The organism is Niastella sp., from assembly GCF_045805085.1.
In the GTDB taxonomy this organism is placed as follows: domain Bacteria; phylum Bacteroidota; class Bacteroidia; order Chitinophagales; family Chitinophagaceae; genus Niastella.
The window spans coordinates 1-14,346 of record NZ_JBJMLX010000091.1; the positions used below are offsets into that span (position 1 = coordinate 1).

The 14,346-nt window shown below is 44.9% G+C and carries 12 protein-coding genes; 7 read left to right on the forward strand and 5 right to left on the reverse strand.

Features of this window, described 5'->3' with window-relative positions; translation table 11 throughout:
• Positions 1 to 200: 200 nt before the first annotated feature.
• On the forward strand, positions 201 to 1,421 hold the full coding sequence (locus ACJ751_RS04595; protein ID WP_407744198.1) for an AGE family epimerase/isomerase: 1,221 nt from the start codon (positions 201 to 203) through the stop codon (positions 1,419 to 1,421).
• A 7-nt stretch (positions 1,422 to 1,428) separates the two neighbouring features.
• Here ACJ751_RS04595 and ACJ751_RS04600 read toward each other — a convergent pair whose 3' ends face one another.
• The gene (locus ACJ751_RS04600) at positions 1,429 to 2,085 is read right to left on the reverse strand and encodes an HAD family hydrolase (RefSeq protein ID WP_407744199.1); all 657 of its coding nucleotides are present in this window, start codon (positions 2,083 to 2,085) and stop codon (positions 1,429 to 1,431) included.
• A 125-nt stretch (positions 2,086 to 2,210) separates the two neighbouring features.
• A complete protein-coding gene (locus tag ACJ751_RS04605) occupies positions 2,211 to 4,055 on the reverse strand; it encodes a PAS domain S-box protein (RefSeq protein ID WP_407744200.1) in 1,845 nt (614 codons plus the stop codon).
• A gap of 387 nt (positions 4,056 to 4,442) precedes the next feature.
• On the opposite strand from ACJ751_RS04605, the gene ACJ751_RS04610 reads away from it, so the two are divergent.
• A complete protein-coding gene (locus ACJ751_RS04610) occupies positions 4,443 to 5,597 on the forward strand; it encodes an MFS transporter (protein WP_407744201.1) in 1,155 nt (384 codons plus the stop codon).
• Positions 5,598 to 5,636: 39 nt separating this feature from the next.
• Here the strand turns inward: ACJ751_RS04610 and ACJ751_RS04615 are convergent, their stop codons facing one another.
• Positions 5,637 to 6,767 (reverse strand): NAD(P)/FAD-dependent oxidoreductase, encoded by a 1,131-nt coding sequence (locus ACJ751_RS04615; RefSeq protein ID WP_407744202.1) that lies wholly within the window; start codon positions 6,765 to 6,767, stop codon positions 5,637 to 5,639.
• A 53-nt stretch (positions 6,768 to 6,820) separates the two neighbouring features.
• On the opposite strand from ACJ751_RS04615, the gene ACJ751_RS04620 reads away from it, so the two are divergent.
• The gene (locus ACJ751_RS04620; RefSeq protein WP_407744203.1) at positions 6,821 to 7,561 is read left to right on the forward strand and encodes a DUF4197 domain-containing protein; all 741 of its coding nucleotides are present in this window, start codon (positions 6,821 to 6,823) and stop codon (positions 7,559 to 7,561) included.
• A gap of 155 nt (positions 7,562 to 7,716) precedes the next feature.
• Here ACJ751_RS04620 and lpdA read toward each other — a convergent pair whose 3' ends face one another.
• A complete protein-coding gene (gene lpdA / locus ACJ751_RS04625) occupies positions 7,717 to 9,120 on the reverse strand; it encodes a dihydrolipoyl dehydrogenase (protein WP_407744204.1) in 1,404 nt (467 codons plus the stop codon).
• Positions 9,121 to 9,400: 280 nt separating this feature from the next.
• Between lpdA and ACJ751_RS04630 the strand changes: the two genes are divergently transcribed.
• From ACJ751_RS04630 to ACJ751_RS04645, 4 genes are all read left to right on the forward strand, one after another.
• The gene (locus ACJ751_RS04630; protein ID WP_407744205.1) at positions 9,401 to 10,537 is read left to right on the forward strand and encodes a serine hydrolase domain-containing protein; all 1,137 of its coding nucleotides are present in this window, start codon (positions 9,401 to 9,403) and stop codon (positions 10,535 to 10,537) included.
• Between the two features lie 128 nt (positions 10,538 to 10,665).
• The gene (bshB1, locus tag ACJ751_RS04635; RefSeq protein ID WP_407744206.1) at positions 10,666 to 11,403 is read left to right on the forward strand and encodes a bacillithiol biosynthesis deacetylase BshB1; all 738 of its coding nucleotides are present in this window, start codon (positions 10,666 to 10,668) and stop codon (positions 11,401 to 11,403) included.
• Between the two features lie 116 nt (positions 11,404 to 11,519).
• Positions 11,520 to 12,398: a carbon-nitrogen hydrolase gene (locus tag ACJ751_RS04640; protein WP_407744207.1), complete on the forward strand. Its 879-nt coding sequence runs from the start codon at positions 11,520 to 11,522 to the stop codon at positions 12,396 to 12,398.
• Positions 12,399 to 12,545: 147 nt separating this feature from the next.
• Positions 12,546 to 13,586, forward strand: coding sequence for an agmatine/peptidylarginine deiminase (locus ACJ751_RS04645; RefSeq protein WP_407744208.1), 1,041 nt, complete (start codon positions 12,546 to 12,548; stop codon positions 13,584 to 13,586).
• Positions 13,587 to 13,894: 308 nt separating this feature from the next.
• On the opposite strand, the gene ACJ751_RS04650 is transcribed toward ACJ751_RS04645, so the two are convergent.
• Positions 13,895 to 14,346, reverse strand: a 452-nt coding sequence (locus tag ACJ751_RS04650) for a hypothetical protein (RefSeq protein WP_407744209.1), incomplete at its 5' end; no start/stop codon positions are given.

Genomic DNA, 14,346 nt, shown 5'->3' on the forward strand with positions numbered 1-14,346 from the left:
ATGCTTCGTCAGATACCCGCATGCATGTTGCGGAATCGACGATTGAACAGCTGGTTGATTATGTGATGCACACGCCGGCAGATGGCTATACTTCCGCCGCTTCGGTACGCACCTTGTACAGGATGATTGAAAATAACAAGATCGCCCGGCAACAGCATATTTAACAGCCATCTGAGCAAAAAAAGTGGTATAATCGTTACATGGACCGGGAACTTTTTTCAAACGAATTGCAACACGAGCTGCTTGCTATACTGGATTACTGGCTGCAACATGCTGTTGATGAAAAACAGGGTGGTTTCTATGGCCGGATCGATAATAACAACAGGAGCTATCCCGATGCGCCTAAGGGCAGCGTACTGAATGCCCGCATTTTGTGGACATTCTCCGCTGCTTATCATTTAACCAACGACCCACGTTATGCAACGGCAGCCGATCGGGCCTTTGCTTACATCCGCGAACATTTTGTCGATTCTTTGTATGGCGGCGTTTACTGGAGTGTAACCAGTAATGGCGAATCGTACGATACCAAAAAGCAGGTATATGCCCTGGCCTTTGTATTGTATGGCTGCAGCGAATATTATCGCGCTTCAAAGAACGAATCAGCCAAAGCCCTGGCCATTCAGTTGTATGAAGTAATTCAACAAAAAAGTTATGACCATAAACAGGGCGGTTATTTTGAAGCCTTCGACCGGCATTGGGAAGGAGTGGCTGATGTGCGCCTGAGCCATAAAGATGCGAATGAAAAGAAAACCATGAATACGCACTTGCATATTCTGGAAGCTTATACCGCCTTATATAGAATATTCCCCGATGAATTGCTGGCAAAGCACATTGCTGAACTGCTTCGCAATTTTCACGATCACATCATCAATCAACAAACCGGTCACCTGCATTTATTTTTTGATGAACACTGGAATGTGAGATCTGACACCGTTTCCTACGGGCATGATATAGAAGCCAGCTGGCTGTTACCGGAAGCAGCTGAAACAATCGGGGATGAAGAATTGATAGCACAAATGCGGGCCAATGCCCTTAAAATGGCCGATGCGGTAATTATTGGGCTCGATACCGATGGTGGCCTTTGGTATGAGTATGAGGCTGCGAATAACAGGTTGATAAAAGAAAAACACTGGTGGCCGCAGGCCGAAGCGATGGTAGGTTTTTACAATGCCTGGCAAATTAGCGACCAGCATGAATACCTGCAGTATGCTTACAATGTTTGGGCATTCATCAAACAATACATCCGCGACGACAAAAACGGCGAATGGTTCTGGGGGGTGAACGAAGACCACACCGTTATGCAGGGACAGGATAAAGCTGGGTTGTGGAAATGCCCTTACCACAACGGCCGCGCCTGTATTGAATTAATAAAGCGAATTGGTAACCAGGGTGGGGCACTCAAAGGGTGGGTCACTCTTTGAGAGTGGCTCACCCTACCAAATCGGCAGGCGACAATTGCGTATAGTCTTTTGTATACCGGATGATGTTGTTGTACACAGCAAACTCCTCTTTTTCGTGCATGGTAGTCAGCACTACAGCAGACATGCCGGCATTTTTTGCAGCTTCCACGCCTTTGGGTGCATCTTCAAACACCAGGCAATTGGCAGCATCAACGCCTAACAACTGCGCACACTTCAAATAAGTTTCAGGGTGAGGTTTGCTGGTGGTTACATCGTCAGCGCTCACGATGGTCTTGAAATATTTGCGGATGTTTAAATTGTCCAGCACAAAATCAATATTGAACATAATGGCGGCAGAGCCAATGGCCATTGGAATGTTCATGGCATGTGCTTTTTCAAGGAATTGCTGTAAGCCGGGGATCAGCTGCAGATGTGGTTTGTATTCCTGTTGATATCGTTTTTCTTTTTCAAGAGAAAGGTGATTCATTTCCTCAGTGGTAAACCGGTCTTCGCCGAAGATCCGGATCAACAACTCGCTGTTTTTGCCATACATGTGGTGCTTGGTTTCTTCCCAGCCTAAGTTAGCGCCCAGATCATCATTTAAAATTTGATACCATGCTTTTAAGTGAAACTGCATATCATCGATCATGGTACCGTTCAAGTCGAATAAAAAAGCCTTATCCATAAGAATCTCCCTGTGCATTTAAAATAAAAAACACCGCAAAAGTAAGGCTTCAGCCTCGTTTTACGGTGTAAAACAACAAAACACTATGTTATATTATCTTTCTACTTTACTCAACTTCTTGTGGGTCAAATAGTAAAACTTACCTGCATGCGGCAGCCCCTGCCGGGCGCTGATTCAATTGTAACCCGGCCATTAAATAATTCTGCCCGGCTTATAATATTTGTAATACCAATGCCCTTTCTTTTTTGAGTAGTGTCGAACCCGTTGCCATCATCGGCAATGGTAATCAGCAACTGCCGGTTCTTTTGTACAATGGCAATTTGTACTTCTGTGGCGTTGGCGTATTTTATAGTGTTGTTCAATTGTTCCTGCACAATGCGGAAGATGGTCATTTTCAATTTATCGTCGAGCTGCGGTTCATCGGGCACTGCGAAATAAAGGGAGAGCGTGAAAGGCTGCGCCAGCCGAACTTTTTGAATAAGTTCATTCAGCGAGAGTTCCAGACCCACCGCTTCGTCAAATGTTTCAATCATTGATTTTGACAGCCGTCTTATTTCTTCAACGACGTCGCTGATAGTATCCCGGCTACGCGTGATCATGTCATTCGTAAGTCCAGGCGTATCCTGGGCGCAATTGAGGTACAGCTTTGCGGTACCAAGCATCTGGCTGATGTTATCATGCAGTTCACGGCCCAGGGTGGCGCGTTCCTTTTCCTGCGCATCGATCACCGCTTTGGTTACTTCCTGCTGCCGTTGGATTTCTTTTTCAACCAGCTGATTTTGCAGCTCTATCTTTTCCGTAATATCACTGGCCAGTATCAGCCAGGCATTACGGCCTTTATAATTAATGGCATGCGCCCACACTTCAACAAAGATGGTTTCGCCATTCTTTTTAACGTGCCTGCGTAAGATGGAAGGGTGGTTGGGGTTGTCAACCTTAGGCAGCACCTGTTGCAGGTCTACCTGTTCATCGGGCGACAAAATATCCATGGATCTCATTTGCATAAATTCTTTCCGTGAATAGCCATATAACTGTATGGTGGCTTCATTCACATCCAGGAACTGCATGGTTTCGGCATCGCAAACCCCAATGGGGAGCGGACTGTTATAGAACAGGTTCTTATACAGGTATTCCGACTCCTTTATCAATTCTTCTGCTTTTTTTCGTTCGGTAATATCCCTGTAGTTGCCTACCAGTGCATTGATGCCCGATCTTTGTAGCATATTCGATGCCAGGCCCTGCACCCATCGTTCGTTACCCTGTTTGTCAAATACCTTGAGGTCAATGGTGTATACCTTCTCGGGATGTTGAATCAGGTTTTGCAGCAGATCGCCCATTGAGGGCAAACTATCGGGATGGATAAACGAACACACATGGCGGCCCATGTAATCGGCTTCTTCGTACCCGAATACTGTTTTAGACGAAGGAGAACCGTAAAAAATATTCCCTTCGGCATTGGCCATGGTAATGATGTCGGTGCTATTCTCGATAAGCGATCTGAATTTCAATTCGCTTTGGCGCAATGCTTCTTCGGCTTTTTTACGTTCGGTAATATCCTGGGCAGAGCAGGAGAGGGCGATGACTGTATCGTCTTCCCATACCGGTGTTACAGTAATGTTGAAGAAAACTGTTTTTTCCTGAATAGATAGTTGGTGGGTAAATCGTTGGGCGGTACCGTTAAAAGCTTCCAGGTAAATGGCTGACCATGGTAACTGTTGGGTTGGGTCCAGCAGACCAAGGCAATCAATAACCTCGTCACCGGGTAATACTTCCCTGCCCGATAATTGTTTTATAGTATTGCGAAGGTGGAGATTGCAAACTATGTATTGAAGGCTTTTATCAATGATCCAGGTGTACCCTTCGGTATTTTCAATTACACCATTCAAAATGGCAGCAGCGGTGGCATTCCGTTTAGGGCCAATCGTTGCCTGCATAGTTATCTCACTATGCGAAACAGATGAGGTTTGCATAAAATAGTAAGTATTAAAAAACGTCAATAAAACACATTGTTTTGGTGACAAGTCACGAAAACAAATCCTGGTTGGGAAGGGATTTAATGCTACTAGCCAGAGAGTTAAATGTACCGGTGAATTGGTTGGAAAGTCACTGAGCCTTATGAGAACGTGTATAAGTGAAAACCCGTTCTGTAAATTTAAAGAAATATATTAATCAGACTGCATTAACGGTTATAAATCTTATCTATTGCCTTTTTTCTTTATGATTAGAGGTCCTATCTATCTTTTATACTCAAATGCTATTCAATACAATACGATGGTTGTTGAGCAAAGGTTGTGTATTTTATAGAATTGCTGCAAAAATGTTTTTGTGATGGCCGTCCCTCGTGTAATTTTGGCGCCATGGAAAGTACGTTGGTGCAGCCGCTGGTGTCAAAAAAAGCGGCCCGGTTATCGATAGGGGCGTTTTTCTTTATTGCCGGATTATGTTTCGCCAGTTGGGCTTCCCGCATTCCCGATATAAAGCAACACCTTCAGTTAAGTGATGGCGGCCTGGGGGCAGTTTTGTTGGCCCTTCCCGTTGGGTTAATGGTGTCATTGCCTTTTTCAGGCTGGCTGGTGCATCATTTTGGCAGCCGGAAGATGGTTTTACTGGCCGCCCTGCTATATCCGCTTATTTTATGCAATATTGGTCTGGTACAGCAAACCTGGCAGCTGGTGGTAGCTTTGTTTGTCTTTGGGTTGTTGGGTAATCTGTTCAATATTGCGGTAAACACGCAGGCCGTAAGCCTGGAAGTGTTGTATGGCCGCTCCATCATGGCTTCTTTTCATGGTATCTGGAGCCTGGCCGGTTTTACCGGCGCGTCTATTGGTACCCTCATGATCAATTTTCATTTACCACCCTTTACCCATTTTTGCATTATAGCCGCTACGGCGTTTTTAATGATCGCGTTGTTGTATCGCAACTCCCTGCGGCAGGATATAAACGCTGATGATGATCGCCCGTTATTTGCCAAACCCGATGCTACGTTATTAAAACTGGGGTTAATTGCCATGTGTTGCATGGTTTGCGAAGGCGCCATGTTCGACTGGAGTGGCATATATTTTCAAAAAGTAGTAGCCGTATCAAAAGGATTAATTCCACTCGGGTATACCGCGTTCATGTGTACGATGGCCGGCGGACGTTTCGCCGGTGATAAACTGGTTACCCGTCTGGGCGCATTACGGATGCTGCAGTTAAGCGGGCTGGTTATTGCCAGCGGATTGGTGATTGCTATTACATTTCCTACATTGATTACAGCTACAGTAGGTTTTATGCTGGTTGGAATTGGCGTATCTTCTGTAGTACCGCTTGTATATGGCGTTGCCGGAAAATCAACAGTCTTCTCACCAGGTGTTGCCTTAGCCGCCGTATCTACTATCGGTTATCTTGGGTTTTTAGCCGGTCCGCCGATGATTGGGTTTATTGCACAAGCGGTTAGTTTACGGTTGTCATTCGCTCTTATAGCTGTTTTAGGGTTTACAACCACCATTATTTCTTCAAGGACTAAATTCTAGTTCAAAGTTTTAAGTTTAAACTTTCTACCTCAATAGCGACTATCGTAACAATTTAGCCACTTGTTCCCCGATAACCGGTGCTAACGCAACCCCCATTCCACTCATTCGTACCGCACAAAATACCTGCGGTGAAACTTCTTTTACAATAGGCATCTTTTCGTTACCCATTCCCATAATTCCACTCCAGCGATCGGTGATGGTGTAATTATAGCCGGGCAGAATATAAGTGCTGAGAAAATATTCCAGTTCCTGTTGAATGGTATCGGTGGTAGTGAGTTCGGTGGTGGCTTCTGCAGAGAATGCTTTATTGCGGGCGCCGCCTAATAAAACGCGATTGCCAAGATTGCGGAAATAATAATAGCCGGCATCAAAATGAAACGTGCCTTTGAGTGGTAAGTTTTCAATAGGAGAGGTAACGAGTACCTGCCCGCGCGCGGGAACAATATCGAGGTCGGGTAATAATTGCCGGGCAAATGCATTGGTGCAAATGAGTACCTTGCCGCCTTTGAAGTTTACAAACTGGTTGGTGTATAGCTCGATGTGATCGTTTACTTTTTCAAACCCGCTGATCTCGATCGCATTCAGCACGGTTACACCCATCGATTGTACGGCTTGTAACAACGCCTGGCAAAGTTTGCCGGAGTGCAGATAGCCTTCCATTTTGTTTTCGATCAATTGGTCTACCTCGTGTAATCCCAGTTTGTCTATCTTATCATCAGCCCGTTTAAAGGTTCTTTTTTTGCCGGTGATGTCGTGCAGTAGGGTGTTTAGCCGATCTATTTGATATTCCAGGATGGGGATCTTCTCCATGGGTGGCTCGTGAAATAATTCATAGCCTCCGCACAGTTCAAAATCAATAGCCGATTCTTTAAACTCCTTGCGAATGCGTTGTAAGCCTTTATAGCGCATTTCAACCAGTTGCAACATGCTGTCTTCCCCAAAACGTTCGGCATCATCAGCCAGTTCGGTAACACTGCCAAAGCAGGCGAAACCGGCATTCCGGGTGCTGGCCCCGGTGGGAATGATCCCCCTGTCTATAATAGCAACAGAAAGTGCAGGATCGTGCTTTTTAAGATGCCAGGCGCACCAAAGGCCTACCAGTCCGCTGCCCACGATGATCACATCTTTAGGTGCATAAAAACTTTCTTTTTCCCAAACTGATATTTGCATTTTTATAAATTTACGGCTTAATCTTGCAAAAATTAATCAGCAAACAATTGATGATGAAAAGAATTATCCAATTATTATCCTGTGTATTACTACTCTCCGCACTCTCTGGCTGCGAAAGTACGCAGCAGATCCTTAAATCCATTGAACAGAATTATCCGGCAACCGCCGGGGGACAATTAACCACGGCCGACATAGCAGCCGGCTTAAAACAGGCGTTGGAAGTAGGCGCACAGAATTCTTCCAATCAGCTGTCTGCCCTGGACGGGTTCTTTAAAAATGCCGCTATCAAGATATTATTACCCGAGGAAGCTCAAAAGGTAGAAAAGACCCTGCGTGACCTGGGAATGGGCAGCCTGGTTGATAAAGCCGTTCTATCGCTGAACCGGGCCGCTGAAGATGCTACCAAATCAGCTGCGCCGATCTTTGTAGACGCCATTAAATCCATGACCATTCAGGATGCACTGGGTATTTTGAAAGGCGGTGATTTTGCGGCTACCAACTACCTGAAGACAAAGACTACTTCGGCTTTAACTTCAGCTTTCAAGCCTGTTATTCAACAATCGTTGGATAAAGTAAGCGCCACCAGGTACTGGTCGGATGTATTTAACACCTATAATAAGTTTGCCACCAACAAGATCAATCCCGATCTAAGTGGTTTTGTAACTGATAAAGCCATCACCGGCATCTTTTACCAGGTAAGTCTTGAAGAACAAAAGATCCGTAAAGATCCTGTTTCCCGGGTAACTGATTTGTTGAAAAAGGTTTTTGGAAGCAAGGAAGCACAGGGCTCTTAGTTGAAAATTCAAAGTTGAAAGTTGAAAGGTCTGAGATTGCCGATAATAGTCAGAGTTCAGCTATAAGGACTTTCACGTTTCACGTTTGCCGTTTCACGATAAAAGAAAAGGGGCACCTGAATTCAGATGCCCCTTTTCTATAATAAAGCTTCTTACTAGATGTGAATCGCTTCACCATAAGCAACTTCAATAGCTTCCTTGATATTCTCACTCATAGTTGGGTGAGGATGGATGCTATCCAGTACTTCATGGTAAGTAGTTTCCAGTTTGCGGGCAACTACAGTTTCGGCGATCATTTCGGTAACGTTGTAACCGATCATGTGGGTACCGAGCCATTCGCCGTATTTAGCATCGAAGATAACTTTCACGAAACCTTCGTTATGACCGGCAGCAGTAGCTTTACCGGCAGCGCTTAACGGGAATTTACCTACTTTAATTTCATAACCGGCATCTTTAGCCTGTTTTTCGGTCATACCAACTGAAGCAACTTCAGGTGTGCAATAAGTACAGCCTGGTACGTTTCCGTAATCCAGTGCTTCGGGTTGGTGCGCGTATTTCTTTTCACCGTAGGCAATGCTTTCAACGCAGATGATCCCTTCTTTAGAAGCCACGTGCGCCAATGCCTGACCAGGAACGCAGTCTCCGATAGCGTAAATGCCTGGTACGTTGGTTTTGTAATATTTATCTACCGCAATTTTGCCTTTCTCAGTTTTTACGCCGAGTTCTTCCAGGCCAATACCTTCGATGTTAGCAGCTACACCCACAGCGCTCAGTACAACATCGGCTTCCAGGGTAACTTCACCATCTTTGGTTTTTACTTTGGCTTTAACGCCATTGCCGCTGGTATCTACACTGGTAACTTCAGAGCTGGTCATGATCTCGATGCCATTCTTCTTGAAGTTCTTTGCCAGTTCTTTTGAAATTTCCTCGTCTTCAACAGGAACTATGCGGTCCATGAATTCAACGATGGTAACTTTAGTACCCAGGGTAGCGTAGAAGTAACCAAATTCAACCCCGATGGCGCCACTACCTACCACGATCATGCTTTTGGGTTGCGTAGGCAGCACCATAGCTTCGCGATAGCCAATGATCTTTTTACCATCTATTTTCAGGCTGGGCAGTTCGCGGCTGCGACCACCGGTTGCCAGAATGATATTTTTTGCTTCAACGATCTGTGATTTGCCATCGGCGCCTTTTACTTCTATCTGACCTTTGGCTTTCAGTTTTCCGAAGCCCATGATCACGTCGATCTTGTTCTTCTTCATCAGGAACTGAACACCTTTACTCATTTTATCGGCTACGCCGCGGCTGCGTTTGATAACTGCCGAAAAATCAGGAGTGCCAGTGGCTTCGATACCATAATCTTTTGAGTGCTTAATGTATTCAAAAACCTGGGCGCTTTTCAGCAGGGCTTTGGTGGGAATACAGCCCCAGTTCAAACAAATACCACCCAGACTTTCCTTTTCAATGATTGCGGTTTTGAATCCCAGTTGAGATGCCCGGATAGCTGCCACATATCCGCCGGGGCCGCTTCCGAGAACTACTACGTCGTATGCCATTTCGATTTACGATTTTAGATTTTACGATTTACTGATCCTTCCGGCAGTATGCTATTACTGACTTGCTTTGCCTTTTTTCGAATAAAGACCTGCGAAGCTACTCGAAAATGAGAAAAGAGCAAAAAAAAGGGACTGTCACTATGCCGGAGCTTTTGCAATAATTTTTATTGTGTTACGTATTCCTTTTTTTTACACATGCTGGAAAAAAATAGTTAATAACCAATTAAATGGCCCAAACAGGTTGGTTCAATGTATTACCTTCAATTCAACAATCACTGCTATGAAAAAGTTTATTCGCGTAATTGTGACCATTATTCTGGTGATAATTGTGGCTTTCAGCGCCTACGCTGTTATCTCAGGCCGTACTTATTTGTTTGAGGCGGTATGGTACAATTTTGCCAATATCGATGACTATAAAAAGTTCACCAATAATACCGTGGTAACGGGCGAACCGCAACCCTGGAGCCTTTCAAACGACTACAACAAAAACCCGTTGCCGGTTACCCTGAAAAAGATGCTGGAAGATCTGGAAACCGTGGCAGTACTGGCCATTAAGAACGATTCCATTTTGTATGAATTTTACTGGGACGGCTACAGCGATTCTTCCCTGTCGGGTTCCTTTTCCATGGCCAAAAGCATTACCAGCCTGCTGATAGGCGCTGCCGTGAAAGAAGGTAAAATACAGTCGCTGCAGCAACCGGTGGGCGATTTTCTACCCGAGTTCAGGACCGGCGAAAAAGCCAAAGTGCGCATTGTGGACCTGCTTACCATGAGCAGTGGCAGCAACTGGGATGAATCGTACGCCAATCCTTTTTCGGTGACCACCGAATTATATTATGGGCACGATGCATATAAAACGGCTACAGGTGTTTCCATTATTCACCCGCCGGGTACCCTGCATTACTACAAATCGGGCGATACCCAGCTGTTAGGACTGGTGCTGGAAAAAGCCACCGGCAAATCGCTCAGCGCCTATGCTTCGGAAAAATTGTGGCAGCCAATGGGGGCCGAACATGCTGCCTTGTGGAGCACCGACCAGATAGGCGGGAACGAAAAGGCCTATTGTTGCTTTAATTCTAATGCCCGGGATTTTGCCCGGTTGGGCAAGCTAATGCTGGACAGTGGCCGCTGGAAGGGCAACGAGATCATACCCATGGATTATTACCTCAACTCCATAAAACCCTGCCATATTCCCGACCAGGACGGGCTACGTTGCACCTACTATGGCTATCAGTGGTGGATCATTCCCAGCAAGCCCGGGATCTTTTATGCCCGCGGCATTCTGGGCCAGTATGTAATTGTAATTCCTTCCAAAAAAACGGTCATCGTCAGACTGGGGAAAAAACGCGCAGGTGAACATATCGACAATGCTCCGGCGGAGGTAGATGCGCTGATTAAGTGGGGAATGCTGTTTTAAGTTTGTTAGTTATTTAGTTTTTTAGTTTGTAAGTTGAACGCTTGATTTCGAAACGTTTGATTTCGAACTCAATAACTTATGAACTCAATAACTAAATAACTTTGTATTTTTGCCGCTCAATTTTTAATATGAAACTGGATTTACTGGCCATTGGCGTTCATCCTGATGATGTGGAGCTGAGTTGTTCTGGTACATTGATCAACGAAATTAAGCGGGGCAAGAAAGCCGGGATCCTCGATCTTACCCAGGGCGAGTTGGGAACCAGGGGCACCATTGAAACCCGTTATGCGGAAGCAGCCAAAGCTGCTGAGATCATGGGAGTACAGGTACGCGCCAACCTGAAAATGCGGGATGGCTTTTTCCGCAATGATGAAGAACATCAATTGAAACTGATACAGGCCATCAGGACCTATCAACCTGAAGTGGTACTGGGGAATGCCCTTGACGACCGGCATCCCGATCATGGCCGCGCCGGCCAACTGATTGCTACAGCTTGTTTTTTGGCAGGACTGGCAAAAATTGAAACCACCGACGAGAGCGGTAAACCACAACAACGCTGGCGCCCCAAATATGTATTGCATTATTTGCAGGACTGGTACCACGAACCTGATCTGCTCATCGATATCTCCGATGTATTTGACCAACGCATGGAGGCCATCCAGGCTTACAGCACCCAGTTTTTCAACCCGGTAGACGGACACGAAGGGCCGCAAACCTATATTTCATCCCCCGATTTTCTGGACAGTGTAACCGGACGCGCCCGCATGATGGGTAAGCGCATTGGCGTGAAATACGCCGAAGGGTATGTTAGCGAAAAGAAAATTGGTATCAGCAACCTGGACGCGCTGTTACAGGTAGAAACTTAGTGATCGGTTAACCAGTTGAAAAGTTAACAAGTTGATAAGATACCAATTCAACAATTCAGGTAGTTCCTTGTTATAATGCGGAACTCAGATTGTAGAACAAAGAACTTAAATAAGAAATGACAAAAGTAAAAATAGGCCTGGTGCAAATGAGCTGCACCAACGATAAAGATGTTAACCTGCAAAAAGCAATTGAAAAAGTACGTGAGGCGGCAGCCAAAGGCGCACAGATCGTTTGTTTGCAGGAGTTATTCACTTCGCTGTACTTCTGCGATGTGGAAGATTACGACAACTTTAAACTGGCAGAGCCTATTCCCGGACCTTCTACCGATTCATTAAGTAAGGTAGCAGCTGAGACCGGTGTGGTTATCATCGCTTCTTTGTTTGAAAAAAGAGCTCAGGGGCTTTATCACAATACAACAGCGGTGCTCGATGCCGATGGTACCTACCTGGGCAAGTACCGCAAAATGCACATCCCCGATGACCCGGCGTACTACGAGAAATTCTATTTCACGCCCGGCGACCTGGGATATAAAGTATTCAAAACAAAATTCGCCACCATTGGCGTGCTCATCTGCTGGGATCAATGGTATCCTGAAGCAGCCCGCATTACTTCGCTTATGGGCGCCGAGATCTTGTTTTACCCAACTGCTATTGGCTGGGCTACTTCGCAGGACGATACAACCAATACCGAGCAATACAATGCCTGGCAAACCATTCAATGCAGCCATTCCGTGGCAAACGGCGTGCACGTAGTAAGTGTAAACCGTGTTGGATTGGAACAAAAAGGCGCTATGAAATTTTGGGGTGGTTCATTTGTGAGCAATCCGTTCGGAACTGTTTTATACCAGGCTTCGCACGATAAAGAAGAAGTGAATGTGATAGAACTGGATACTGCGTTGACCGATCGCTACCGCACTCATTGGCCATTTATGCGCGACCGCAGAATTGATTCTTACCAACCGATCACCAAGCGGTTCATTGATGATGAAGCGTAATTGTTTTAATCATAAGCATAGATAATTGAAATGCTGTTTCAAGTTACAGGTTACAGGGAAAACCATAGAAGTAAACCTGAAACCTGTAACCTGAATCGTGCAACGGCAACTAATAACCACGAATAACGCAATCAAGAAAAAAGGATAATGAAGACTCCAAAAGAACTAGGTTATTACTTTCCTGCAGAATTTGCGCCGCATACAGCTACCTGGCTGAGCTGGCCGCATAAAGAAGCATCGTGGCCCGGCAAGATTGAAACGATCTATCCTTTCTATAGTCAGTTTATTAAAGAAGTGGCAAAAGGCGAAGAGGTGTGCATCAATGTAGTGGACAACGCCATGAAAGCCTTTGCTATTAAATGTCTTACCGAAGCAGGCGCCGACCTGGGTAAGATCAAATTTTTTCTTCATCCTACCAATGATGCCTGGTGCCGCGATCATGGTCCGGCGTTTTTGATAAACCCCCATGCGGAGATCAAAAAGGTGATCGTTGACTGGGGCTACAATGCCTGGGGCAATAAGTATCCGCCATTCGACCTGGATGATGTAATCCCTACTTTAATCGGTAAACACTATAATATTCCCGTATACCATCCCGGTATTGTAATGGAAGGCGGGTCGGTAGAATTTAACGGACAGGGTACGTTGTTAACGTCAACCGCCTGTTTGTTGAATGGCAACCGTAACCCGCATTTGAACCAGCAGCAGATAGAAGAATACCTGTATAACTATTACGGCGTTGAACAGGTATTGTGGGTTGATGAAGGCATTGTGGGTGATGATACCGATGGCCACATCGATGATACGGTTCGTTTTGTAAACGCCAATACCGTGTTAACGGTGGTAGAAGAAAATAAACAGGATGAGAATTACGAATTGCTGCAGCACAACCTGCGCCAGTTAAAACAAATGCGGTTGTTAAATGGACAGCAATTGAATGTGATAGAGCTGCCCATGCCCGACGCGATTGAGTATGAAGGGCAACGTTTGCCGGCTTCTTACGCGAATTTTTATATTGCCAATACGGCGGTGATTGTTCCTACTTATCGCTGCGCCAATGATGATAAAGCGTTACAGATCATTCAACAAAGTTTCCCCGATCGCAAAGTGATTGGTATCGATTCTACAGATATCATCTGGGGTTTGGGAAGTTTCCACTGTTTAAGTCAACAAGAGCCTGCAGTGTAAGAACTTTGGTCCATTTTATTGTTACTTACAGACATATTTTATCAATAAAAGCATTTTTCCCATGAGAAATTATCTTTTTCTCATGGGAAATTTATTTTCCCCCATGCGCGAAAGGTAATTTCCCAGGTGCGAAAGTAAATTTCTCAGGTGCAAAGGTAAATTTCCAGTGAGCGAAGATTCGTTTCTCAGGAGAAAAAAGCTGTCGCATCTGAGAAAAAATATTTTGCCTATGCGCGAAGGACGATTTCTAACTCAAAAAATAAAAAAACGGGCGACATCATTAAAAACTATAAGTCTACTGAGTGCAATTATTTGATCGCTGTTAATTTATCAATGTCCTCATAAGTGATTTTTTCAAGAATGGTGTTGAACTTTTTTACCCCAAATAATTTTATGTAATACAAATGGCTTACTACACACTCGTTGGGAAACCAAAGAGTGGCATGCGCACATATTGTTCTGGTAGCACTGGCTTGACCATTTCCTATTTTTTTCTTTTCCATCTTGTTGGAATTTAGGTCAATGAGATTGCAGTAGCTGTCATATTTAAATGAACCAAATCCAGAAACCGCCTCGGTTGAAAGTAGGTATAATTTATTGTCTTTAATATACCAGCTCATACCCAAAGTGGTTTTTGTATAGGAAGGCGTGCTTTTATTAATGGAAGAAGCTAACAGAGTCCTTAAACAAGTTGGTTTGCCTAACCCTGAAACTGTAAAAAAATATTCAGAAACACACTCTAAAAAATGAGGGCTAACCC

Excerpts from the sequence above, each read along its gene's own strand:
- ACJ751_RS04595 (WP_407744198.1), top strand. The coding sequence starts at position 201 with ATGGACCGGGAACTTTTTTCAAACGAATTGCAACACGAGCTGCTTGCT.
- ACJ751_RS04600 (WP_407744199.1), bottom strand. The coding sequence starts at position 2,085 with ATGGATAAGGCTTTTTTATTCGACTTGAACGGTACCATGATCGATGAT.
- ACJ751_RS04605 (WP_407744200.1), bottom strand. The coding sequence starts at position 4,055 with ATGCAAACCTCATCTGTTTCGCATAGTGAGATAACTATGCAGGCAACG.
- ACJ751_RS04610 (WP_407744201.1), top strand. The coding sequence starts at position 4,443 with ATGGAAAGTACGTTGGTGCAGCCGCTGGTGTCAAAAAAAGCGGCCCGG.
- ACJ751_RS04615 (WP_407744202.1), bottom strand. The coding sequence starts at position 6,767 with ATGCAAATATCAGTTTGGGAAAAAGAAAGTTTTTATGCACCTAAAGAT.
- ACJ751_RS04620 (WP_407744203.1), top strand. The coding sequence starts at position 6,821 with ATGAAAAGAATTATCCAATTATTATCCTGTGTATTACTACTCTCCGCA.
- lpdA (WP_407744204.1), bottom strand. The coding sequence starts at position 9,120 with ATGGCATACGACGTAGTAGTTCTCGGAAGCGGCCCCGGCGGATATGTG.
- ACJ751_RS04630 (WP_407744205.1), top strand. The coding sequence starts at position 9,401 with ATGAAAAAGTTTATTCGCGTAATTGTGACCATTATTCTGGTGATAATT.
- bshB1 (WP_407744206.1), top strand. The coding sequence starts at position 10,666 with ATGAAACTGGATTTACTGGCCATTGGCGTTCATCCTGATGATGTGGAG.
- ACJ751_RS04640 (WP_407744207.1), top strand. The coding sequence starts at position 11,520 with ATGACAAAAGTAAAAATAGGCCTGGTGCAAATGAGCTGCACCAACGAT.
- ACJ751_RS04645 (WP_407744208.1), top strand. The coding sequence starts at position 12,546 with ATGAAGACTCCAAAAGAACTAGGTTATTACTTTCCTGCAGAATTTGCG.